The sequence below is a fragment of the Pseudomonas sp. F007 genome (assembly GCF_057814275.1).
The window spans coordinates 18,673-41,398 of record NZ_JBVATA010000006.1; the positions used below are offsets into that span (position 1 = coordinate 18,673).

Genomic DNA, 22,726 nt, shown 5'->3' on the forward strand with positions numbered 1-22,726 from the left:
TCGCAAAGGCGCAGTTTAAACTGCCTGCGGCGGTTTTGCGGCAGGCACACCGGAAACCGATGCATGGCAGTTTGACAACGGCGGTAATTATGCAACGCCCAAGGTATTCGGTCCCGGGTTTTGCTGAGCGCCCTTCAACAATCTGCAGAACCCACCATGGATCAGCACACCGACCCAACCCGTCACACGCCCTTCAGGCCTGACAGCCACTATCAACACCTGGCAAGCGTCGTCCCCTCCTGGCTGCCCCAGGCCAGTAGCGACAAACGCGCAACCTTGCGTCGGACTCGACCCAGCCAGCCCACCGGTTTCACCCTGCTCGCCAAGGCCCGACACCAGCAAATGAATGCGCTCAACGCCCAGCACTGGACGGCGCAGCACCTGGTCGAGCAGGCCTTGTCGGGCGTGCAGGACGCCAACCGTTTCGCCACGCCGATCCTGCAAGCGGAGATCCTCAAGCGCTTTGGCCTCGAGCTGGATGTCAGCCAGACCTACATGCGCCTGTACATCCCCGCGCACATACCCTGGTTGCGCCTGAAATCGGGGGCAGCGCGCACCTGGACCGTGTCGTTGCTGGCCGCAGCGCTGCATAACTTCGAGGAAAGTGAAATGGGCGACGATGCGTTCGAACCCGCCTCGACCTACCTCCAGCCGCCCACTGCCGACGGCCAGTTCACCCCCTTGTCGCAGATCCTGCAGCGCATGCCCATCGCTTCCTTCACCCGAATGTGTCGCGAGCTGGACCTCGGCGCGCGCTACATGGCCCATCTGCAAGAGCAGCTGGCGATCAATGACCCGTCGCGCGCGACCGCCCTGCGGTCCCAGGTCCAGGCCTGCCAGAAAGCCGCATTCGCCGCCAGCCTGCACATGGCGAGCCTGCAAGGACTGATTGATCCGGGCCTGGGGGTGTTGATCAATGGCGTCGCCGACGGCCTGCCGCATCTGCGCCTGCATGGCCAGGAATGGCGCTGTCACGACCTGACGATCATGGGCGCGCGCCTGACCGGGATCGCCCTGTTCGCCCCCGACCTGGAGCAGGCCAGCGCAGCCGTGAAGGTCGTGGCTTACATCCCGGACGACCCGCACCACCCGATCAAGCAATACCCGAGCGCCGCGGCCTTTGCCCAGGAACTGGTCGAGCGCCTGCGCAATCCCGACTACCAGCAGTTCTTCAGCCGTTTCATCAACTATGAGGATCGCGGACATTTCTTCGGCCAGCTGAACAACCGTCTCGGCAAGATCACCTGGCAACCGGTGCCGGCTGCCGACCCACGACCGACCTGGCGATATGCGCCAACCGAGCGTCCCGACCTGCAACTGGCATCCACACCGATCAATGGCGCGCTGTGGAACCACCTTTACCAGCGCGCCTTCGACAAGATCCTCAACGACGCCCAGGTGATCGCCGTGTCCACCGCGCGCGTCGACCAGAAGGCGCGCTGGGCACTGTGGGATTCGTTCGTCGAAATCGCCTCGACGCTGCTCGAGATCGCCGCCTTTGTCGTCGCGCCCTTTATCCCGTTGGCCGGCGAGCTGATGCTGGCCTACATGGCGTACCAACTCCTCGACGACACCTTCGAGGCCGTCATCGACTGGGCCGAGGGCAAGTCCCTGGAAGCCTTCGAGCATTTCATGGCGGTGATCGAATCTGTGGTGCAGGCAGGCACTTTCGCGGTGGGCGGGACTCTCGTCGCAAGTGAATTGCGCGCAGCACTGCCCGCCTCGACCCTGGACTTTTTTGATCGCTTCAATCTGGTGAAAACACCGAGCGAGCAAAGCCGTTACTGGGAGCCGGACCTCGGTGCCTACGAACATCCGGACGCCGTGGCGCAAGACTCACAGCCCGACGCTCGAGGGTTGCATGAGCAGCAGGGAAAAAAACTCCTGGTGCTCAACGACAAACCCTACGCCGTCAGCGAAAACCCGCTGAGCAAAGAACTCGCTATCGACCACCCCACTCGCGCCGACGCCTACAAACCCCGGCTCGAACACAGGGGTAGCGGGGCCTGGAAAACCGAACTCGACCAGCCGCTGTCCTGGGATCGAGCGACCCTGCTGCGCCGCCTTCACCCCGACATGGAACGCTTCCCGGCACAGACACGCGAACGCATGCTGGAGATCAGTGGCTGCAACGAAGTCACCCTGCGCCAGATCCACGTTGAAGGCGAACAGACGCCAGCGCTTTTGGCCGACACCCTCCAACGCTTCAAGATCGACCAGGATATTCAGCGCTTCATCGATCAGCTCAGCAGCAACGATCCGGCTCAGTACCGCGCAGCCGAACCTGGCACCCAACTGCAGCTACTGCAGCGCCACGGCAACTGGCCTGCGGAAAAAGGCCTGCGCCTGATCGACGGCACAGGACAAACGCTGTGGCAGAGCCCCGATCCTGCGCTGCCCATGACCGAGCTCGACACCCGCCATCTGCATGAAGGCGACCTGCTGCAGTCCGTGCTGCTGACGCTCACCGACGAACAGATTCGCACCCTGACCGGTGAAGAGTTCGGCGCCGCTCACTCGACCCTCGAGCTGCGTGCACAGCGGCTTCGGCGCACCCTGGCCGACCTCGCCACGCGCCAGCGACAAAGCCTGTTTGCCGATCGCTATCGCACACTCGAGCGCGGTGCGAGCGCCCTGCAACAGCAACTGATCGATGCCCAAGCCGGCCTGCCGAAGACGCTGGCACAAGCCCTGCTCGACACCGCCAGCGACCTCGAACGGCAACAATTGCAACGCGGGACGGTGTCCGAGCGCCTGGCTGAGCTGAGCCAGGAAGCGGCCCTGCAAACCCGCGTCACCCGCGCCTACGAAGGCCTTGATCTGCGCTCCACCGCTGACAACCTGGACACCGATCGCCTGGTCCTGCATACCCTGGAGCAACTGCCCGGCTGGTCGGGACAATTGCGCCTGGAGGTGCGCCAGTACACCGATCAGGGCCCCCTGCTCGACAGCATCGGCGAACCGGACGCGCCCTTGCGCAAGGTCCTGGTCCTGACCGCACAGGGCGGCTACCAGGCCTTTGACGCCGAAGGCCTGCAACTGCAGGGCGAAGACTCGCTGTACACCAGCCTGCTGCACGCGCTGCCCGACAGCGAGCGCAGAGCGCTGGACATGCACATCGACGAAACCGCAAAGCTCAGGCAACGGATCCGCGACCACGCCCTGGACCGCCGCACATTGCGCTCGTTGCTGGCGCAGCAGCCGATGCTCAAGCCCAGCTACGACCCCAGCGTCATGCGCCTGCTCGGAGGCACCGACGGTTATCACCTCTTGCGCCCCGAAACCCCCACCCTGCAAGCGCACGCCCACCACCTCTTGCCCGACTTGCCAGCAGAGCAATTGCAGGCCTTCGTCGAACATCTGCAACGCCAGCCTGGCGGCCCACGCGCGGAGTTGACCCGGCTGTTCGCCGAGCACGCGCAGATCAACGCCACGCTCAATGCCTGGTTTGACGAGATTCCGTTGTTTGATCCCCGCACCAGGATCCGCCTCAGCCCCGAGCAGTTCAGCGCGCAGAAACACAATCGCCGGCAGTGGCGCAACGAGATCCTGCATTGCTGGCGGCGGCAGACAGCCCTGGTCGACTCAGTGGATGCCGGGATTGAAATCAGCTTCGCGCAGCCGATCATCGGCGACCTGCCGCGCCTGGACCTCAGATTCGAACGCGTCGGATCATTGACCATCGACGGCCATGCCAGCACCCGCGGTGTGAACGAATTCCTGCAGAGCTTCCACGGGCTGCGCCGCCTCGCGTTGCGCAACCTCGAACTGGGGCGAGTCCCCGAAGCCATCAACCAGTCGCCTCAACTTGATGAACTGATCCTCAGCGACTGCGCAATCAGCCTGACCCCGGACGGCCTGGCAACACTGCAGGCGCAGACACAACTGAGTGTGCTGGACCTGTACAAAAATCCGCTGGGGCTGACGCCCAGTGTCGAGCGCATGCCGCAGCTGAACTACCTGGACCTGTCGGAAACCGCTATCAATCACTTTCCGGACGGCTTGCTGACCCGCCCTCAGTTGCGCACCGCCCTGCTCAACAACAACCAGATCCAGTCATTGCCGAGCGCGCTTTATTCCCTGCCGGACAACGTGGCCGAAGGCTTTGACCTGGCCGGCAACCCGCTTGGCGCGGCAGATCACGAGCGGATCAAGCAGCACTTCGCCAACACCCGACAGGACTTCGGCGTGCTCGCCGACTCCGCCGACATTGTGCGCGTGCAAGCGCTTTACCCGCAGATGGATCAGGAAATGGCCAGCGAACTGCTCTATCTGCTGCCCGGCTCGCTGCATGATGGCAGCGTCGAAATCACCCGCCGGGAAAACGAATTGCGCAGCCTGACCGAGGCACTTGCGCGCTGGGCCGACGATCTGCCCCAGGTTCATCCGCTCACTGGCGAGCCCTTCACCGCTGCACAGTTGCTGGTTGAACAAGCGGCGCGCGAGACGTTCAGCAATCAACTGGAGCTGTGCTGGCGCCGGGAAACCGAACTCGATGACTTCGATGAGGCGCTGCTGCCTACTTATGAATTGAACCTGTCGAGTGAGGTGAGCGGTGAACTGCCGGCGATCGATGCCGACTTCTCCCACGTCTCCCATCTGTACATGAAAGGCCACTTTGCCGGGGCGTCCGGTGTCGGCCGATTTGTCGAATACTTCCCCAACCTCAAGGGGCTGACGCTCTACGAATACCGACTCGGCCACATACCCGAGGCGATCTTCAGGATGCGTGAGCTGACCTACCTGGCGCTGAGTGATTGCGAGATTGTCCTGACACCTCAATCCGCTCTCGAACTGGCGGAAATGGCCCACCTGGATGCCCTCGACTTGAGTGGCAACCCTTTGGGACGGGCGCCGGACATCAGCCAGATGAGCGAGCTGTCGGTGCTGATGCTGGACAACACCGGCATCACCGAGCTGCCACCGGGCCTGTTGCAATTGCAGAATCTGGACCTGGCCGACCTGAGCGACAACGCCATCAGCCATGTCCCCAGCGATATTCTCGAACTGACAGCGGAGTTCGCCGGGAAAATCAGCCTGCGGGGCAACCCGCTGTCGGCAGAGGCGGTGCAACAACTGATCGCCTACTTCCGGCAAAACCGCATCGATTTTGGTGTCGAGGCGGTGATCAATGGCGCCGAGCTCGAGGTATCGTCCTCAGAGGGTTCAGAGGTCGACGAGTAAGGAGCGAAAGGGCCTCAGCCGCGCTCTGCCGGCACCGATGACAACTCGAATGGGCTGCTGCTGCGCCGCTGGTTGCGATCTTCCCGCGGCGTGGCACCGAAGAAGTTGCGATAGGCGCTGGAGAAATGCGGCCCCGAGGAGAAGCCGCAGGACAGGCCGATCTGGATGATCGACTTGCTGGTCTGCATCAGCATCTGCCGCGCCTTGTTCAGGCGCAGCTCCAGGTAGTACTGGCTCGGCACACGATTGAGGTATTGCTTGAAAATCCGCTCCAACTGCCGACGGGATACGCACACATGCTGGGCGATTTCGTCGGTGGTCAACGGCTCTTCGATATTGGCTTCCATCAGCAACACCGCCTGGGTCAGCTTGGGATGGCTGGAGCCCAGGCGGTTCTGCAATGGGATGCGCTGGCGCTCGCCACCTTCGCGAATGCGCTCCACCACCAACTCTTCCGACACCGCGCCGGCCAGCTCTGCGCCGTGGTCACGGGCCAGCACCGCCAGCAGCAGATCCAGCACCGACATGCCGCCGCAGGCGGTCAGGCGATCACGGTCCCAATCGAACAGATGGCTGGTGGCAATGGCTTTGGGGAAGCGCTCGGCGAAATCATCCTGCCAGCGCCAATGCACCGCAGCACGATAGCCGTCGAGCAAGCCCAACTGCGCCAGCGGGTAGACACCCGCCGACAGACCGCCAATCACACACCCGGCACGCACCAACTGCTTGAGCGCGCTGCTCAAGGGTGGCGCCATGGCGGCGGGAGGCTCATCCGCCAACAGGAACAGCTTCTGGAAGTTCTCCAGCTTGCCGGCCCAGGCCTCGCCCGGCAATTGCCAGGCGCCTTCGGCTGGTGGCTCGGCCTGCAGGAACGTCAGCTCATAGACAACTTCCGGATGCACGCGCTGGGCAACACGCAAGGCCTCCTCGGCCAGCGCCAGCGTCAAGGCTTTAGTGCTGGGCCAAATCAGGAAACCAATTCGATGGGCAGTCATGGCGGGCAATCCGAAACGAACAACGGTGATGAAGGCATGGGCCAATGCTAGCCCGTAAATGAACGCAAATCCCGAAATCGTAAGCGAGACGATCGTAGGAGCTGGCTTGCCAGCGAAGGCGGCATGTCTGACCCACCGTTTTCGCTGGCAAGCCAGCTCCTACGAGGATGAGGAGCCGGATTTCAGGTTGCGAAGCATGCACTATTTAGGTGCACAACGGCAGCCTTGATTACTTCAAGCTGCCCGAAAGGAACTGCTGCAAGCGCTCGGATTGCGGATTGACCAGCACTTCACGCGGGTTGCCACTTTCCTCGACCAGGCCTTTGTGCAGGAACACCAACTGGTTCGACACTTCACGGGCAAAGCCCATTTCGTGGGTCACCACGACCATGGTCCGGCCTTCCTGGGCCAGGGACTGCATGACCTTGAGCACATCACCCACCAGTTCCGGGTCAAGGGCCGAAGTCGGCTCGTCGAAGAGCATCACTTCAGGCTCCATCGCCAGCGCCCGGGCAATCGCCACGCGCTGTTGCTCGCCGCCGGACATGTGCCCAGGGTAAGCATCCTTGCGATGGGCGACGCCGACCTTGGCCAGGTACATCTCGGCCTTCTCGCGGGCATCGGCCTTGGACATGCCAAGCACATGCACCGGCGCTTCCATGATGTTTTCCATCGCGGTCATGTGCGACCACAGATTGAAATGCTGGAACACCATAGAAAGGCGCGAACGCATGCGTTGCAGCTGTTTCGGGTCGGCGGCCTTCATTGCGCCGTCCTTGTTCGCCACCAGCTTCAACTCTTCGTTGTTGAGCAGGATCTTGCCGGCGTGCGGCTGCTCCAGCAGGTTGATGCAACGCAGGAAGGTACTTTTGCCGGAGCCACTGGAGCCGATGATGCTGATCACATCGCCTGCCGCTGCCTTCAGGGACACACCCTTGAGCACTTCGTGACTGCCATAGCGTTTATGCAGGTCTTGGACTTCAAGTTTGTACATGCTGTCGGTTCTCACAAAAACAGTCAGTCGTTGAGCAAGCGCCCGTGACGCAGCGCTTCGCGCCCCGCCACCTTGGCCAGCCAGAAACCGGGTTGGGCATACCGCAGCCGTTCCACGGCAAACAGCACACCGGCCGTACCAGCACACACGGTGCTGACCCGATCAGCCAATGGATCAATCACTTCAAAAATCTCGTCACCGGCTTCGACCCATTCGCCTGGCTTACGCAAGAAGCTGATCACACCCGGATGGGGCGCAAACAGCAACTCGGTGCCCTCGAACGGCAAGCCTTCGCAGGCCTCGCGCTCCGGCGCCGGCCACTGGCCGCTGATCAATCCCTGTTCGGCGAGGAACGCCAGGATGCCCTCGGCATACGCTTCGGCTTGCGGGCGACCGGTGTCAGCCTGACCACCCAGTTCAATGGTGGTCGCCAGGCACGCCAGCGGGATCTGCGCCTCGGGGAACTGCCGCGACAGACGCAACCAAGGCAGCGAGCAGGCCTCGTCAAAGGAGCTGCCGCCGGAATCTTCGGCCAGCAAACCGACGCGCACATCCAGGTGCGCCGCCAGCGAACGCCACTGCGGCCAATGCTGCGGCAAGGCGTACATGTGCAGCGCAGCTTCGGCGTCGCAATGCAGGTCCAGCACCACGTCAGCGGTACAGGCGTGACCGAGGAGGATGCGCTGCATGCCCTGCAACTGGCTGCTGGCCGGCGGCAAAGTCGCGAGCACATCGCGCATGGCCTGGCGGATCAACTGGATATTGGCGTGAGGATCATCCCCCAGGCGCCCTTCCAGCGTTGCCGCCACCGGCGCGCTCAATTCAACGAAATCACGGTTGAAATTCTTCCCGCTGCCCGCCTCGAAACGCCCCTGGTGACTGCCTTGCAGCAGTTGTCCCAGACCCAGCGGATTGGCCACCGGCACCAGTTCGATCACCCCGTTCAGGGCGCCCTGGGCTTCCAGTTCGGCCAGGCGCTTTTTCAGCTCCCAGGCGGTGCGCATGCCCGGCAACTCGTCGGCGTGCAGGCTGGCCTGGATATAGGCCTTGCGCTCGCCACTGCCGAAACGGAATACCGAAACCTGCCGTTCGCTGCCCAGGTGATTCCACGGCAACGGATGATCGATACGTTCCATATCAGTGCTTCCGCGGAGCCAGGTAGCCCAGCCAGCGGCGCTCGGCCATCTTGAACAGGCGCACGAGGATGAAGGTCAGGCACAGGTAGAACACACCGGCGGTGATGTAGGCCTCGAACGGCAGGTAGTACTGGGCGTTCACGGTCCGCGCGGCACCGGTAATGTCGATCAGGGTCACGATGGAGGCCAGACTGGTGGTCTGCAGCATCATGATCACTTCGTTGCTGTACTGCGGCAGCGCCCGGCGCAGGGCCGATGGCAGCAGGATGCGCTTGTACATCTTGAAGCGCGACATGCCCACGGCCTTGGCCGCTTCGATTTCGCCATTGGGCGTGGCCCGCAGGCTACCGGCGATGATTTCGGCGGTGTAGGCACTGGTGTTGATGGCAAACGCCAGGCACGCACAGAAAGTGGCGCTGGACAGCCACGGCCAGAGGAAGCTTTCGCGCACTGCCTCGAACTGGGCCAGACCGTAGTAGATCAGGAACAGTTGCACCAGCATCGGCGTGCCGCGGATCACGTAGGTGTAGAGCCAGGCGGCGCCGTTGACGATCGAGTTCTTCGACACGCGCATCAAGCCCAGGGGCAAGGCACACAGCAGGCCGAAGAACAGCGACAACGCGAGCAGTTTCAGAGTGGTCAGCAGACCGCCGAGGTACAGCGGCAGTGCCTCCCAGATGACGTTGTAGTCGAAGATCATAGATCAGCCGCCCTTACGCCTACCGAGTAGCGCTTCTCAAGGTGACGCAATGCCAGCAAGGAGACACTGGTGATCACCAGGTACATCGCCGCCACTGCAAGGAAGAAGGTGAAAGGCTCGCGAGTGGCGTCTGCCGCCTGCTTGGCCTTGAACATCATGTCTTGCAGGCCGACCACCGAAATCAGTGCGGTCGCCTTGGTCAACACCAGCCAGTTGTTGGTGAAGCCGGGAATCGCCAGGCGAATCATCTGCGGCACCATCACCCGGAAGAACACCTGGAAGCTGCTCATGCCGTACGCCATACCGGCTTCGGCCTGGCCTTTGGGAATTGCCATGAAGGCACCGCGGAAGGTTTCCGACAGGTAGGCGCCGAAGATGAAGCCCAGGGTGCCGATACCGGCCGCCAGTGGATTCAGGTCGATGTAGTCGTCGTAGCCGAGCAGTGGCGCCACCCGGTTGAGCAGGTCCTGGCCGCCGTAGAAAATCAGCAGGATCAGCACCAGATCGGGAATCCCGCGGATCACCGTGGAATACAGGTCGCCCAGCCAGGCCAGCCAGCGAATCGGCGACAGGCGCAAGGCGACCCCGATCAGACCCAGAACAATGGCCAAGGCCATGGACGACAAGGCGAGTTGCAGCGTCAGCCATGCGCCATCGAGGATGACAGCCCCGTAGCCTTTCAACATGATTCAGGTCCTCGAAAATTGGGATGAAAAAATGGCGCAAACCGCAGAGATCCTGTTGCTTGCGCCATTTCGGACTTACGCTGCGACGCTTACTTGCCGTAAATGTCGAAGTCGAAGTACTTGTCCTGGATTTGCTTGTACTTGCCGTTCTCGCGAATGGCGGTGATCGCGGTGTTGATCTGTTCTTTCAGCGCGTCACCCTTACGGACTGCGATGCCCACGCCGTCACCGAAGTATTTGACGTCGGTGAACGCCGGGCCGACAAACGCGAAGCCCTTGCCGGCGTCGGTTTTCAGGAAGCCGTCATTCAACAGGGTAGCGTCTGCCACGGTGCCGTCGAGGCGACCGGCAGCCACGTCCAGGTAGATTTCGTTCTGCGAGCCGTACGGCTTGATTTCAGCACCCAGCGGGGCCAGGACTTCACGGGCGAAACGCTCGTGGATCGAGCCACGCTGCACACCAATGTTCTTGCCCTTGAGCTCGGCCAGGCCGTCGCTGACCTGAGTGCCGTCCTTCATCACCAGGCGAGCCGGGGTGTTGTAGTACTTGTTGGTGAAGTCCACGGACTTCTTGCGATCATCGGTGATCGACATCGACGACAGGATGGCGTCGATCTTGCGCACCTTGAGTGCCGGGATCAGGCCGTCGAATTCCTGCTCGACCCAAACGCACTTGACCTTCATCTCTTCGCACAGGGCGTTGCCGATGTCGTAGTCGAAACCAACGATGCTGCCGTCCGGCGCCTTGGACGCGAATGGAGGGTATGCCGCCTCGATACCAATTTTCAGAGGCTTTTGATCGGCGAAGGTTGGCATGGACAGCACGGACAGTGCCAGGGCGCCAAGCAGCACGAGTTTCTTCATCTTGGGACTCCATCGGTAAAGGGCGAAAACGGCAGAGTGAGCATCAGCCCAATATGCGAATGGGTTAAACGAAAATAGCGTTGCTGCGTCCTGCATGCCCGGCGCTGAATTCAACACGGACAACGACGAGCGAGTGATCGGCATTCTAACGACAGGCCCGAAGCCGATATTTCTTCAATGCGACAACTAGTTACAGATGCACCGAGAAAGCCGCGAGAGCACATTGACAGCCCTTGAAATTCATGCAAGAGCAAAAGACGTAGAACCGATCTATGCTGCAAATAGCGGGCCTATTATTGGCAAACCCTTCTAATCCGGCAAGCGCAGCGTAATGTCATATTTTTCATACGGGCTTTTAAGGCCTTGAAACGGGGCCTGACGTTTCCCATCGCCCCGAAACAGCGCGCACGGTTACACAATTTTGCCCCACGGTAACGCCGGGAAACGCCCTACACCCAGATCGATATTTATTCGCCCGGCACTGGGTGCATGCGGTGATCTTTTCCAGAAGCAAAAAAAGCCCCGCCAGGTACCGGACCGGGCGGGGCTCGAAGGCTCAAGAGCGAGGCTTACGCGACGTTCATGGTCTTGTGGGTGTCGATCAGGTGTTGCACCACGCCCGGATCGGCTAGGGTGGAAATGTCACCCAGTCCGTCGTACTCGGCGGTAGCAATCTTGCGCAGGATGCGCCGCATGATTTTCCCCGAGCGGGTTTTCGGCAGGCCCGGCGCCCATTGGATGACGTCCGGCGAGGCAATCGGGCCGATCTCCTTGCGCACCCAGTTTTTCAGTTCCAGGCGCAGGGCTTCGCTCGGCTCTTCGCCACCGTTGAGGGTGACGTAGACGTAGATGCCCTGCCCCTTGATGTCGTGTGGCACACCGACCACCGCGGCCTCGGCGACTTTCGGGTGGGCAACCATCGCGCTCTCGATCTCGGCGGTGCCCATGCGGTGTCCGGAAACGTTGAGTACGTCATCCACACGCCCGGTGATCCACCAGTAGCCGTCTTCATCGCGACGCGCGCCGTCACCGGTGAAGTACATGCCACGGAAGGTCTTGAAGTAGGTGTCGACGAAGCGGTCATGGTCGCCGTACAGGGTACGCGCCTGGCCTGGCCACGAATCGAGAATCACCAGGTTGCCTTCGGCAGCGCCCTCGATGATGTTGCCCAGGTTGTCCACCAACGCCGGCACTACACCGAAGAACGGCCGCGCCGCCGAGCCTGGCTTGAGGGCGTGGGCCCCTGGCAGCGGGCTCATCAGGGTGGCGCCGGTTTCGGTCTGCCACCAGGTGTCGACGATCGGGCAACGGGATTGACCGACGTTCTTGTAGTACCAGTCCCAGGCTTCCGGGTTGATCGGCTCGCCCACCGAACCCAGCAGGCGCAGGCTGCTGCCGTCGGCGCCTTCGCAGGCAGCGGTGCCCGCCGCCATCATGGCGCGGATCGCGGTCGGCGCAGTGTAGAGGATGTTGACCTTGTGCTTGTCGACGATCTTCGCCACCCGAGTGATGTCCGGGTAGTTCGGCACGCCCTCGAACAACAGGGTGGTCGCGCCGTTGGCCAGAGGGCCGTAGACAATATAGGTGTGGCCGGTGACCCAGCCGACGTCGGCGGTGCACCAGTAGATTTCACCCGGACGATAATCGAACACGCGCTCGTGGGTCAGCGATGCATAAAGCAGGTAGCCGCCCGTGGTGTGCTGCACGCCCTTGGGCTTGCCGGTGGAACCGGAGGTGTAAAGGATGAACAGCGCTTCTTCTGCGCCCATTTCTTTCGGCGCGCAGACGGTGCCGGCGACTTTCATCAGGTCTTCGAACCAGATGTCGCGATGCTGGTTCCACTTGATGTCGCCACCGGTGCGCTTGCACACGATGACTTTCTGGATGCTGCTGGTTTCCGGGTTGGTCAGGGCGTCGTCGACGTTGGCCTTGAGCGGAATCTTCTTGCCGGCGCGCAGGCCTTCGTCCGCGGTGATCACCACTTTCGATTTGCAGTCGATGATCCGCCCGGCCAGGGCTTCCGGCGAGAAGCCGCCGAACACTACCGAGTGAATCGCGCCGATCCGGGTGCACGCCAGCATGGCGACCACGGCTTCGGGGATCATTGGCATATAGATGGTCACCACGTCGCCGCGGTGCACGTCTTGCCCACGCAAGGCGTTGGCGAACTTGCAGACTTGTTCGTGCAGTTCGCGGTAGGTGATGTTGCGGCTCTCGGAAGGATCGTCACCTTCCCAGATGATTGCGATCTGGTCGCCACGCTCGGCCAGATGACGGTCGAGGCAGTTGTAGGACACGTTCAGAGTGCCGTCGGCGAACCACTTGATGTCGACATGGTGGTCGTCGAAAGAGGTCTGTTTCACCGTGGTGAAAGGTTTGATCCAGTCGAGGCGCTTGGCCTGCTCGCGCCAGAAGCCGTCAGGGTTGACGACCGACTGCTGGTACATGGCCTTGTAGGTCGCCTCGTCAGTCAGCGTGTTGGCCGCAACCTCGGGACGAACGGGATACAGAGAAGCCGCACTCATCTTTCTTTACCTCGGTGAAATAGTTGTTTTTGTATGACCCCGTTGTAGCCCGAGGCGGACCTATAGAACCATTCGACGATGGTAGTAACAAGCCCCTACAAATTGCCCTGACTTCTGCCGACGGCTTGGCACGTACGTTCCAAACGAACCTGAAAAACGAGGATTGTTACAAGATCTGTCAACAGTGTTTATCAAAAGCGCGGCTATATGAATTCTGCTCCCCCCCTTAAAATCTGCCTCGCCAACCAGGCATTGTGATTAACCCAGTTGCAGCCCCCACGAAGGCAGTTGATCTCAACTCTGTAATCAAGTTGTACACGCAGCCCCACAAAGGCTGCGTGACCCCACTCGACCTCAGGAAGGTAAATTCGAATGAAAGCTTTATTGGTTCTGGCCCTCGGCAGTCTGTGCGCAACCGCCATGGCGAACGAGGTCCCGACTGATGTCGCCAGCAATACGGTACCGGTAGAGGAATACACTTACTCGACTCACCTGGATATCGCCAAAGTTATATCCATGAGCGAAATTCCAAGTGTTTGCGAAGTTGTGCCAGCGCGCATGGAATATGAAGACTCGAACGGTCAACGGCATATTCTGCGTTATAGCGTAATGGGTAATGGCTGCTCTAACGGCTAATTCGCAACCGCCGATCAGGGTTCTTTTGACTATCGGCCGCAAGAAATCTTTCTTGCGGCGAAGAGCCCACCTCAGCCCTCCACGAGACGGCAATCACCCCGCAAAACACTCTGTACTGCCCGGCGCGTTGCATGCGTTACACATATCGACTTATTCGATTTTTTTTAGCATTTATTTGCGCTTTTTAATCGAATTTGTCCGAGTAGTATGGATTCCAACACCACTGCACACCACTCATACCGGAGTCGCCACCATGAAAAGCCAACTGATCCTCGCCCTGACCTTCTCTGTTCTGGCCGCCAACACCTTCGCTGCCGATGGTTATGACCGCACCGGCTCCGCGACCCTCGCCGCCGATGGCTTCGACCGCACCGGTTCGGCCAACCTCAGCTAACTGCTGAGTGCTCCGTCTCAGTTGGGCCTCGACCGCTGTTCAGTCAGGAATATGGGGACACTGTAGGAGCGAGCTTGCTCGCGAAAAACGTCAACGAAAACGCGGACATTCTGAATGAACGCGGCGCCCTGAAGTTTTTCGTCGGAACGCCGCCCGGAGCACGCTCGCTCCTACAAAGAACGGGCCTCGGCCGGGCTTAGTTGTTTTTAACCGGCGATAAAGCTCACCCGCACCTTCAGCCCCGCCTGCGCACCATCGTGCAAGGTGATCTGGGCCAGGTGTGCGCGGCAGATTTCGCCGACGATCGCCAACCCCAGGCCAGAGCCCGCGACCTGCTGGTTGCGGCGATAGAAGCGCTCGAACACCCGCTCACGCTCCGCCACCGGGATTCCCGGCCCGTCATCCTCGACCTCAAGCACGGCCGGCGCACTGACCCGCAAGATCACATTGCCGCCCGACGGCGTATGGGCCAGGGCGTTGTCCACCAGATTGCTCAGTAACTCGTTGAGTAATGTCGGTTCGCCACGCAGCCACACCGGCTCGTCAGCCTCCAACGCCAGTGCGACACCCCGTGCATGGGCCAGGGGCGCCATGGCCATGCCCAGCTCGCGGGCCAATTGGCTTAGGTCGAGCAACTGCGCGCCCCCCTCGGCAATCGCCCGCGCACCGTTCTCGACCCGCGCCAGCGAGAGCAATTGGTTGGCCAGGTGGGTCAGGCGATCAGTGCCTTGCGCGGCGCTCTCCAGGGTCTCGCGCCAGGTCGGTGGATCCTGGGCGCGCAAGCCCAGCTCGAGACGCGCCTTGAGCGCCGCCAACGGTGTGCGCAATTCATGGGCGGCGTCGGCAATGAACTGCGCCTGGCGCTCGAACTGCCCACGCAAACGCTCGGTGAAATGGTTGAGCGCGCGCACCAGCGGCCACAATTCCCGCTGCACCTCCACCAGCGGCAACGGCCGCAGGTCATCCGGCTGACGCTCTTCCACGGCGGTGCGCAAGCGCTCCAGCGGACGCAGCGCCGCGCTGACGGCAAACCACACCAGCAACAAGGCGCCGCCGGCAAGCATGCCCAGACGCAACAGGGTGTCGGCCATCAGGCTGCGGGCCATGCTGACCCGCGCTTCATCCGTCTCCGCCACCCGAATCTCGGCCATGCCGTTCATGTTCGGCTCGCTGACCGCCTTGAGCAGGCTGACCACTCGCACGTTCTGCCCCAGGTAGGTGGCGTTGTAGAAACGCGCCAATGCCGGGTAGTCATCGGTGCGCGGCGTGCCCGGCGGCGGTCCGGGCAGGTTCTCGTAGCCGGAAATCAGCTTCTGCTGGATATCGTTGACCTGGTAGTAAATGCGCCCGGCGCTGTCGTAGGCGAAAGTGTCCAGCGCCACGTAAGGCACATCGGCGCTGAGACTGCCGTCGCGCTGGGACAGGCCGGCGGCGATGGTCCGCGCCGACGCCAGCAAGGTCCGGTCATAGGCGGTGTCGGCAGCTTCGCGACCGTTCCAGTAAGCGCTCAGACCACTGGCGATCATCAACACCACCAGCAGCAGCGCGAGGTTGCCGAGCAGCCCCCAACGCAAGCTTCTGGGCTTATGCATCGCGGCTTTCCAGCAGGTAGCCCAGGCCCCTGAAGGTGACGATGGCCACGGCATGGCCGTCGAGTTTCTTGCGCAGGCGGTGCACATAGATCTCGATGGCGTCGGGGCTTGCCTCTTCATCCAGGCCAAACACCTGGGAGGCCAGTTGTTCCTTGCTCATCACCCGCCCGGGACGGGCGATCAACGCCTCCAGCACGGCCTGCTCACGGGAGGTCAGGGTGAGCAGTTCGCCCGCGAGGCTGAACCGCCGGGTATCCAGGTCATACACCAGCACCCCGCAGCGCTGCTGGCGTTCGCCGCCCAGCACACTGCGCCGGAGCAAGGCCTTGACCCGGGCCTCGAGCTCGCTCAGTTCGAAAGGTTTGGCCAGGTAATCGTCGGCGCCCAGGTTGAGCCCGTGCACCCGATCCTTGACGTCGCTGCGGGCAGTCAGCATCAGCACCGGCAGGTTCTTGCCGCGACTGCGCAAGCGCGCCAGCACGTCGAAACCGTCCATGCGCGGCAGGCCGACATCGAGGATCGCCACCGCATAGTCTTCGCTGGCCAGGGCCAGGTCGGCCGCCACGCCATCGTGCAACACATCCACGGTCAGACCGGTGCTCTTGAGCGCCTGGGCGACACTTTCGGCCAACTGCAGATGGTCTTCGACGAGCAGGACACGCATGGATTTTTACCTCATGTAGGGAGGGTCGACGCCCTTCTTTGGCGCGGAGTGTACAGCCGCACTCGCCGCTGTGAAGCCCGAAAACCGTGAAAGTCTGCTGAAAGGTTAGCGAAAGGTTGGCTGGTTAGAGTCCCGCCACGGACAGTCTCGACTGCCGTGTTTTGAGAGTAGTGAACGAAAAACGCCCCGATGCGTTTTCGACCAATAAGAACAATAAACGGAGTGCTTCACGATGCTGTCCATGCAGCCTCAGGCTTTCACGCCTATGGGTTTTCCCCGCCTTGCAACCACCGCCCTCGCCAGTGCCGCCGCCCTTGCCGGCTTCGTCCCTGTCAGCCAGGCCGCCTTCTTCGAAGACAGCAGCGCAACCGTCGAAACGCGCAACATGTACTTCAACCGTGACTTTCGCAGTGGCACCAGCGCCCAGCAATCCAAGCGCGATGAATGGGCCCAGGGGTTCATGCTCAATGTCGAGTCGGGTTATACCGATGGCACCGTAGGATTTGGCGTCGACGCCCTGGGCATGCTCGGCATCAAGCTCGACTCCAGCCCCGACCGCACTGGCACCGGCTTGCTGCCAACCCACGACGATGGCCGCGCAGCCGATGAATACTCCAAGCTCGGCCTGACCGGCAAAGTGAAGATCTCCGCCACCGAACTGAAGATCGGCAGCCTGATTCCCGAACTGCCGATTCTCAAGGCCAACGACGGGCGGATCCTGCCGCAGACCTTTGAAGGTGGCTTGCTCACCTCCAAAGAGTTCAAGAACCTGACCTTCACCGGCGGTCGCCTGGATAAAGCCAAGGACCGTGACAGCACCGACTTCGAAGACGTCGCGCTGAACAACAAGAACAGCCGCTTCGCCGGCACGGTTGCGGGCAGCCATTTCGACTTCGGCGGCGTCGACTACAAGTTCACCGACAAGATCACCGCCAGCTACCACTTCGCGCAACTCGGCGAAGTCTACAACCAACACTTCCTCGGTTTGCTCGCCTCTCAACCGTTGGGCCCCGGAACATTCGCCAGCGACTTGCGCCTGGCGGTCAGCGATGACTCCGGACAAGCGCGCGGTGGCAAGATCGACAACACCTCGCTCAACGGCTTGCTCAGCTATTCATTGAGCGGGCACAAATTCAGCGCTGGCTACCAGCATATGTCTGGCGACAGTGCCTTCCCCTATGTCGACGGTTCCGACCCGTACCTGGTCAACTTCGTACAGATCAACGACTTCGCCGGCGCCGAAGAACGCTCCTGGCAAGCCCGTTACGATTACGACTTTGCCAAGCTTGGCGTGCCTGGCCTGAGCTTCATGAGCCGCTACATCAGTGGCGATAACATCAAGCTCAACAACGGTGAAACCGGCAAGGAATGGGAACGCAACACCGAGATCAAGTACGTCGTGCAAAGTGGCGCCCTCAAGGACGTTGCCCTGCGCCTGCGCAATGCCACCTACCGCTCCAACTATTCCGCCCGCGACGCCGATGAAGTGCGTGTGCTGGTGAGCTACAGCGTTGCCCTCTGGTAATTGAATTCACCCCATAACAACAACTCCTGTGGAGACAACCGATGAATCTTTCACTGCGTAACGTTGCACTGGCCGCCAGTTGCCTGCTGTTCACCGCGCCCTTGCTGGCCGCCGAAAGCGAAGAACCGAAACGCCCCGAATGCATCGCCCCGGCCTCGCCCGGCGGTGGTTTCGACCTGACCTGCAAGCTGGTGCAAAGCGCGCTGGTCAACGAAAAACTGCTGACCAAACCGATGCGCGTGACCTACATGCCCGGCGGCGTCGGTGCGGTGGCCTACAACGCCGTGGTCGCCCAGCGTCCGGCGGATGCCGGGACGCTGGTGGCCTGGTCCAGTGGTTCGCTGCTGAACCTGGCCCAGGGCAAATTCGGCCGCTTCGACGAGAACGCCGTGCGCTGGCTGGCGGCTGTCGGCACCAGCTATGGCGCCATCGCCGTGAAGAAAGATTCGCCCTACAAGAACCTCGACGACCTGGTACAGGCGCTGAAGAAAGATCCGAGCAAGGTGGTGATCGGTTCCGGTGGCACCGTGGGCAGCCAGGACTGGATGCAAACCGCACTGATCGCCAAGGCCGCCGGGATCAACCCGCGTGACTTGCGTTACGTGGCCCTTGAAGGCGGCGGTGAAATCGCCACCGCCCTGCTCGGCGGTCACATTCAGGTCGGCAGCACCGACATTTCCGACTCCATGCCACACATCCAGAGCGGCGACATGCGCCTGCTGGCGGTGTTCGCCAACGAGCGCCTGGACGAGCCGGAAATGAAGGACATCCCGACTGCCAAAGAGCAAGGCTACGACATCGTCTGGCCGGTGGTGCGCGGTTTCTACCTCGGGCCAAAGGTCAGCGATGCGGAATACGCCTGGTGGAAAAACGCCTTCGACACCCTGCTGGCTTCCGAAGACTTCGCCAAGCTGCGCGACCAGCGCGAACTGTTCCCGTTCGCCATGACCGGGCCTGAGTTGGACACCTACGTGAAGAAACAGGTCGCGGACTACAAGACCCTCGCCAAAGAGTTCGGCCTTATCCAGTAATCGCCCCCGTCGCGTGGCCACGCCCTTGCGCATCAAGGACGTGGCCCAGGAGTCTGTCATGCTCTTACAACGTATCTTTGCCGCGGCCTTGCTGCTGGCTTGTGCTGGCCTGGCGCTGATGGCCTGGCCCTATCAAGCATCGTTTTCCTACGAACCGGTCGGACCTCGGGCCTACCCGCTGCTGATGCTCGGGCTGATGAGTCTGGCGCTGCTGTACATGTTGTTCCGCCCGCAACCGACCAAACACAGCGAAGAAGAACCGCCGCTGGACCGCGAGACCCTGATCAAGATTGCGATCTGCGTGGGCCTGCTGCTGGTCTTCGCCGGCACCTTCGAACCCCTGGGTTTCATCCTCAGCAGCATCCTGATCGGCGTACCGATGGCACGTCTGTACGGCGGTCGCTGGCTGCCCTCGGCAGTGATTGTCAGCTTGATGAGCGTCGGCCTGTATCTGCTGTTCGATAAGGCCATGGACGTCCCTCTGCCCCTCGGTCTGCTCGACGTTCTGGAGAACTGATATGGAAACGTTTGCCTATTTGGGCCAGGGTTTCGGCGTCGCGCTGAGCCCCTACAACCTGGTGACCGCGCTGTGCGGCACCCTGATCGGCACCGTGGTCGGCCTGCTGCCGGGCCTGGGTCCGATCAATGGCGTGGCGCTGCTGATCCCGATCGCCTTCGCCCTCGGTTTGCCACCGGAATCGGCCCTGATTCTGCTGGCCGCGGTGTACCTGGGCTGCGAGTACGGCGGGCGCATCAGCTCGATCCTGCTCAACATCCCCGGCGAAGCCTCCACCGTAATGACCACCCTCGACGGCTACCCGATGGCCCGTAAAGGCCTGGCTGGCGTAGCGCTGTCGCTGTCGGCCTGGAGCTCGTTCATCGGTGCGTTTATCGCCACCTGCGGCATGGTCCTGTTCGCCCCGCTGCTGGCGAAATGGGCGATTGCCTTCGGCCCGGCGGAATATTTCGTGCTGATGGTGTTCGCCATCGTCTGCCTCGGCGGCATGGCCGGTGACAAGCCACTGAAGACTTTTGTCGCGGCGCTGATCGGCCTGTTCCTGTCGGCGGTCGGTATCGACGCCAACAGCGGTGTCTATCGCTTCACCGGCGACAACATCCACCTCACCGACGGCATTCAGTTCGTGGTGCTGGTACTGGGCCTGTTCTCGATCAGCGAAATCCTGCTGTTGCTGGAAAAAACCCACCGTGGCCAGGAAGCCGTGAAAGCCACCGGGCGCATGCTGTTCAACGTCAAGGAAGCCGGTGCGGTGTTCGCCGTGAACGTGCGCTGCGGCCTGCTCGGTTTCATCATGGGCGTACTGCCGGGTGCCGGCGCGACATTGGCCTCGGCCGTGGCCTACATGACCGAAAAACGCATGGCCGGCGCCAGCGGCAAGTTCGGCCAGGGCGACATGCGTGGCCTGGCTGCACCGGAAACCGCCATTGGCGCATCGGCCTGCGGCGCCCTGGTGCCGATGCTGACCCTCGGCGTGCCAGGTTCGGGCACCACGGCGGTGATGATCGGCGCGCTGTCGCTGTACAACATCACCCCGGGCCCGCTGTTGTTCCAACAGCAACCGGACATCGTCTGGGGCCTGATCGCCTCGTTGTTCATCGCCAACATCATGCTGGTGATCCTCAACATCCCGATGATCCGCCTGTTCACCCGCATCCTCGCCGTGCCGAACTGGGCGCTGGTGCCGGTGATCGCGATCATCACCGCGATTGGCGTCTACGCCGTGCACGCCACCACCTTCGATCTGTTCCTGATGATCGGCATCGGCATCTTCGGCTACATCCTGCGCAAGCTCGACTTCCCGCTGTCGCCGGTCCTGCTGGGGTTCATCCTCGGCGGCCTGATGGAGCAGAACCTGCGCCGCGCGCTGTCGATTTCCAACGGTGCGCTGGAGATTCTGTGGTCGAGCCCGATCACCTTCGGGGTGTGGGTGCTGACTGCACTGATGCTGCTGCTCCCGCTGCTGCGCATCTGGCGCAAACGTTCCCTGCAGCGCCGCGCCATTGCCGATGTCTGATGTCGGTCTGAAAGCCTGGTGGGGAACTCCGCTGGTCGGTCTGCTGGGGGGTTATCTCGCCAGCCAGATCGGCTGGCCGCTGCCATGGATGGTCGGCTCGTTGCTGGCGATCATCCTCGTGCGCTGCCTGACGCCCTGGCAACTGGCGGAAATCCCCGGCGGGCGTAAATGCGGTCAGTGGATCGTCGGCATCGGTATCGGCCTGCACTTCACCCCGGTGGTGATGGAGCAGGTCATGAGTCATTTTGGCCTGATCTTTTTCGGGGCGCTGGTCACCAGCTTGTCGGCAGTTGTCGGCGTCTGGTTGATGCGCCGCACCGGCGAGGATCGGGCCACTGCGTTTTTCTCGAGCATGCCCGGTGGCTCCGGCGAAATGGTCAACCTCGGCGCACGCAATGGCGCGGTGCTCAGTCGCGTGGCGGCCGGGCAAAGCCTGCGGGTATTGGTGGTGGTGCTGTGCGTACCGGCCGCCTTCAAATACCTGTTGGGCGAAGGCGTGCCGCTGATGCATCCGGCGACTGTCGACTGGCGTTGGCTGGCGTTGTTGTTTCCGGCGGGGGCCATGTGTGCCTGGCTGTGGCAGCGCTTGCGCCAACCCAACCCCTGGCTGTTCGGCCCCTTGCTGGTGAGCGCTGCGGTGAGCATTGGCTGGGACCTGCATATCGGTTTGCCCGATGGCGGCAGTCAGATTGGCCAGTGGTTGATTGGCAGCGGACTGGGCTGCCACTTCAATCGAGAGTTTTTCCGTCGCGCGCCGTCATTCATGGGCCGCACCCTGGTCGGCACGGCGCTGACCATGCTGATCGCCAGCCTCGCCGCCCTTGGCCTGAGCGCTGCGACCCACCTGGATCTGCGCTCGCTGACGTTGGGCATGATGCCCGGCGGCATCGCCGAAATGAGCCTGACCGCCGAAACCCTGCAACTCTCGGTACCGCTGGTGACGGCGATGCAGGTCATGCGCCTGCTGTTTGTGCTGTTCCTCGCCGAGCCCTTGTTCCGACACTGGGACCGGCAGCCGGACAGCCTCTGAGATAACGCCGCTCAGGCCACGGGTGGCAAGCGCCACTCGATCGGCGTCTCGCCATTTTGCTCGAGGTACTTGTTGGTGCGACTGAAGTGGCCACACCCGAGAAAGCCGCGATAGGCGGACAGCGGGGATGGATGCACGGAAGTCAGCACCAGGTGCTTGGTGGCGTCGATCAGCTTCTGCTTGCTCTGGGCGTGTGCGCCCCACAGCAGGAACACCAGGTGCGGTTGGTGCTCGCTGACCAGCGAGATGATCCGGTCAGTGAAGAACTGCCAGCCCTTGCCGGCATGGGCATTGGCGTTGGCGCGCTCGACGGTCATGGTGGTGTTGAGCATCAATACGCCCTGATCGGCCCAGCTCTGCAGGTAGCCGTGGCTGGGAATGTCGATGTTCAGGTCACGTTTGAGCTCTTTATAGATGTTCACCAGCGATGGCGGCGCCGGCACGCCCGGCTGCACCGAGAAGCACAGGCCGTGGGCCTGGCCCGGGCCGTGGTAAGGGTCCTGGCCCAGGATCACCACTTTGACCTTGTCCAGCGGGGTCGAATTCAGCGCATTGAAAATCATCGGGCCCGGTGGATAGATCTCCTTGCCCGCCGCGCGCTCCTGTTGCAGAAAAGTGCGCAACTCTGCCATGTACGGCTGGTCGAATTCGGCACGCAGTGCCTCCTTCCAGCTCGGTTCGAGTTTGATACGGTCGTCAGCAGTCATGGTTACATCCGGCAAAAACAATGGGGCGAAC

Annotated in this window: 18 protein-coding genes; 8 read left to right on the plus strand and 10 right to left on the minus strand. The window is 61.9% G+C overall.

Annotated features, from left to right (window positions below):
* Positions 1-156: 156 nt before the first annotated feature.
* The gene (locus ACZYR5_RS15450; protein WP_489089991.1) at positions 157-5,184 is read left to right on the plus strand and encodes a dermonecrotic toxin domain-containing protein; all 5,028 of its coding nucleotides are present in this window, start codon (positions 157-159) and stop codon (positions 5,182-5,184) included.
* Positions 5,185-5,198: 14 nt separating this feature from the next.
* Here ACZYR5_RS15450 and argR read toward each other — a convergent pair whose 3' ends face one another.
* The 7 genes from argR to acs form a co-directional block, all read right to left on the minus strand.
* Positions 5,199-6,179 (minus strand): transcriptional regulator ArgR, encoded by a 981-nt coding sequence (gene argR, locus ACZYR5_RS15455; RefSeq protein WP_489089992.1) that lies wholly within the window; start codon positions 6,177-6,179, stop codon positions 5,199-5,201.
* Positions 6,180-6,408: 229 nt separating this feature from the next.
* Entirely contained in the window at positions 6,409-7,173 is a 765-nt protein-coding gene (locus ACZYR5_RS15460; RefSeq protein ID WP_027621237.1) for an ABC transporter ATP-binding protein, read from the minus strand.
* A 23-nt stretch (positions 7,174-7,196) separates the two neighbouring features.
* Positions 7,197-8,309 (minus strand): M14 family metallopeptidase, encoded by a 1,113-nt coding sequence (locus ACZYR5_RS15465; RefSeq protein WP_489089993.1) that lies wholly within the window; start codon positions 8,307-8,309, stop codon positions 7,197-7,199.
* A 1-nt stretch (position 8,310) separates the two neighbouring features.
* Positions 8,311-9,009: an ABC transporter permease gene (locus ACZYR5_RS15470; protein ID WP_027621235.1), complete on the minus strand. Its 699-nt coding sequence runs from the start codon at positions 9,007-9,009 to the stop codon at positions 8,311-8,313.
* Entirely contained in the window at positions 9,006-9,695 is a 690-nt protein-coding gene (locus ACZYR5_RS15475; protein WP_027621234.1) for an ABC transporter permease, read from the minus strand. The genes ACZYR5_RS15470 and ACZYR5_RS15475 overlap by 4 nt, the downstream gene beginning before the upstream one ends.
* An 89-nt stretch (positions 9,696-9,784) precedes the next feature.
* Positions 9,785-10,558, minus strand: a complete 774-nt coding sequence (locus ACZYR5_RS15480) for an ABC transporter substrate-binding protein (RefSeq protein WP_489089994.1) — start codon at positions 10,556-10,558, stop codon at positions 9,785-9,787.
* 569 nt (positions 10,559-11,127) lie between these two features.
* On the minus strand, positions 11,128-13,083 hold the full coding sequence (gene acs / locus ACZYR5_RS15485) for an acetate--CoA ligase (protein WP_489089995.1): 1,956 nt from the start codon (positions 13,081-13,083) through the stop codon (positions 11,128-11,130).
* Between the two features lie 372 nt (positions 13,084-13,455).
* Between acs and ACZYR5_RS15490 the strand changes: the two genes are divergently transcribed.
* A complete protein-coding gene (locus tag ACZYR5_RS15490; RefSeq protein ID WP_489089996.1) occupies positions 13,456-13,719 on the plus strand; it encodes a DUF2790 domain-containing protein in 264 nt (87 codons plus the stop codon).
* 253 nt (positions 13,720-13,972) lie between these two features.
* A complete protein-coding gene (locus ACZYR5_RS15495; RefSeq protein ID WP_489089997.1) occupies positions 13,973-14,113 on the plus strand; it encodes a hypothetical protein in 141 nt (46 codons plus the stop codon).
* Between the two features lie 206 nt (positions 14,114-14,319).
* On the opposite strand, the gene ACZYR5_RS15500 is transcribed toward ACZYR5_RS15495, so the two are convergent.
* Positions 14,320-15,705 carry a sensor histidine kinase gene (locus ACZYR5_RS15500; protein WP_489089998.1) on the minus strand — a complete coding sequence of 462 codons (1,386 nt, stop codon included), beginning with the start codon at positions 15,703-15,705 and terminating at the stop codon, positions 14,320-14,322.
* On the minus strand, positions 15,698-16,369 hold the full coding sequence (locus ACZYR5_RS15505; RefSeq protein ID WP_489089999.1) for a response regulator: 672 nt from the start codon (positions 16,367-16,369) through the stop codon (positions 15,698-15,700). Before ACZYR5_RS15505 ends, ACZYR5_RS15500 begins: the two co-directional genes overlap by 8 nt.
* A gap of 232 nt (positions 16,370-16,601) precedes the next feature.
* On the opposite strand from ACZYR5_RS15505, the gene ACZYR5_RS15510 reads away from it, so the two are divergent.
* The 5 genes from ACZYR5_RS15510 to ACZYR5_RS15530 are packed head-to-tail and all read left to right on the plus strand — an operon-like array spanning position 16,602 to position 21,988.
* Positions 16,602-17,894, plus strand: coding sequence for an OprD family porin (locus tag ACZYR5_RS15510; RefSeq protein ID WP_489090000.1), 1,293 nt, complete (start codon positions 16,602-16,604; stop codon positions 17,892-17,894).
* Positions 17,895-17,935: 41 nt separating this feature from the next.
* Positions 17,936-18,925 (plus strand): Bug family tripartite tricarboxylate transporter substrate binding protein, encoded by a 990-nt coding sequence (locus ACZYR5_RS15515; protein WP_489090001.1) that lies wholly within the window; start codon positions 17,936-17,938, stop codon positions 18,923-18,925.
* 58 nt (positions 18,926-18,983) lie between these two features.
* Positions 18,984-19,442 (plus strand): tripartite tricarboxylate transporter TctB family protein, encoded by a 459-nt coding sequence (locus tag ACZYR5_RS15520; protein ID WP_489090002.1) that lies wholly within the window; start codon positions 18,984-18,986, stop codon positions 19,440-19,442.
* Between the two features lies 1 nt (position 19,443).
* Entirely contained in the window at positions 19,444-20,958 is a 1,515-nt protein-coding gene (locus ACZYR5_RS15525) for a tripartite tricarboxylate transporter permease (RefSeq protein ID WP_489090003.1), read from the plus strand.
* Positions 20,951-21,988 carry an AbrB family transcriptional regulator gene (locus ACZYR5_RS15530; protein WP_489090004.1) on the plus strand — a complete coding sequence of 346 codons (1,038 nt, stop codon included), beginning with the start codon at positions 20,951-20,953 and terminating at the stop codon, positions 21,986-21,988. Before ACZYR5_RS15525 ends, ACZYR5_RS15530 begins: the two co-directional genes overlap by 8 nt.
* A gap of 11 nt (positions 21,989-21,999) precedes the next feature.
* On the opposite strand, the gene ung is transcribed toward ACZYR5_RS15530, so the two are convergent.
* Positions 22,000-22,695, minus strand: a complete 696-nt coding sequence (gene ung, locus ACZYR5_RS15535) for a uracil-DNA glycosylase (RefSeq protein ID WP_489090005.1) — start codon at positions 22,693-22,695, stop codon at positions 22,000-22,002.
* Positions 22,696-22,726 lie beyond the last annotated feature (31 nt).

Bases quoted from the DNA above. Each gene is read 5' to 3' on its own strand.
- ACZYR5_RS15525 (WP_489090003.1), top strand. From the start codon at position 19,444: ATGGAAACGTTTGCCTATTTGGGCCAGGGTTTCGGCGTCGCGCTGAGC.
- ACZYR5_RS15480 (WP_489089994.1), bottom strand. From the start codon at position 10,558: ATGAAGAAACTCGTGCTGCTTGGCGCCCTGGCACTGTCCGTGCTGTCC.
- ung (WP_489090005.1), bottom strand. From the start codon at position 22,695: ATGACTGCTGACGACCGTATCAAACTCGAACCGAGCTGGAAGGAGGCA.
- ACZYR5_RS15495 (WP_489089997.1), top strand. From the start codon at position 13,973: ATGAAAAGCCAACTGATCCTCGCCCTGACCTTCTCTGTTCTGGCCGCC.
- acs (WP_489089995.1), bottom strand. From the start codon at position 13,083: ATGAGTGCGGCTTCTCTGTATCCCGTTCGTCCCGAGGTTGCGGCCAAC.
- ACZYR5_RS15475 (WP_027621234.1), bottom strand. From the start codon at position 9,695: ATGTTGAAAGGCTACGGGGCTGTCATCCTCGATGGCGCATGGCTGACG.
- argR (WP_489089992.1), bottom strand. From the start codon at position 6,179: ATGACTGCCCATCGAATTGGTTTCCTGATTTGGCCCAGCACTAAAGCC.
- ACZYR5_RS15500 (WP_489089998.1), bottom strand. From the start codon at position 15,705: ATGCATAAGCCCAGAAGCTTGCGTTGGGGGCTGCTCGGCAACCTCGCG.
- ACZYR5_RS15505 (WP_489089999.1), bottom strand. From the start codon at position 16,369: ATGCGTGTCCTGCTCGTCGAAGACCATCTGCAGTTGGCCGAAAGTGTC.
- ACZYR5_RS15465 (WP_489089993.1), bottom strand. From the start codon at position 8,309: ATGGAACGTATCGATCATCCGTTGCCGTGGAATCACCTGGGCAGCGAA.
- ACZYR5_RS15490 (WP_489089996.1), top strand. From the start codon at position 13,456: ATGAAAGCTTTATTGGTTCTGGCCCTCGGCAGTCTGTGCGCAACCGCC.
- ACZYR5_RS15450 (WP_489089991.1), top strand. From the start codon at position 157: ATGGATCAGCACACCGACCCAACCCGTCACACGCCCTTCAGGCCTGAC.
- ACZYR5_RS15515 (WP_489090001.1), top strand. From the start codon at position 17,936: ATGAATCTTTCACTGCGTAACGTTGCACTGGCCGCCAGTTGCCTGCTG.
- ACZYR5_RS15530 (WP_489090004.1), top strand. From the start codon at position 20,951: ATGTCTGATGTCGGTCTGAAAGCCTGGTGGGGAACTCCGCTGGTCGGT.
- ACZYR5_RS15520 (WP_489090002.1), top strand. From the start codon at position 18,984: ATGCTCTTACAACGTATCTTTGCCGCGGCCTTGCTGCTGGCTTGTGCT.
- ACZYR5_RS15470 (WP_027621235.1), bottom strand. From the start codon at position 9,009: ATGATCTTCGACTACAACGTCATCTGGGAGGCACTGCCGCTGTACCTC.
- ACZYR5_RS15510 (WP_489090000.1), top strand. From the start codon at position 16,602: ATGCTGTCCATGCAGCCTCAGGCTTTCACGCCTATGGGTTTTCCCCGC.
- ACZYR5_RS15460 (WP_027621237.1), bottom strand. From the start codon at position 7,173: ATGTACAAACTTGAAGTCCAAGACCTGCATAAACGCTATGGCAGTCAC.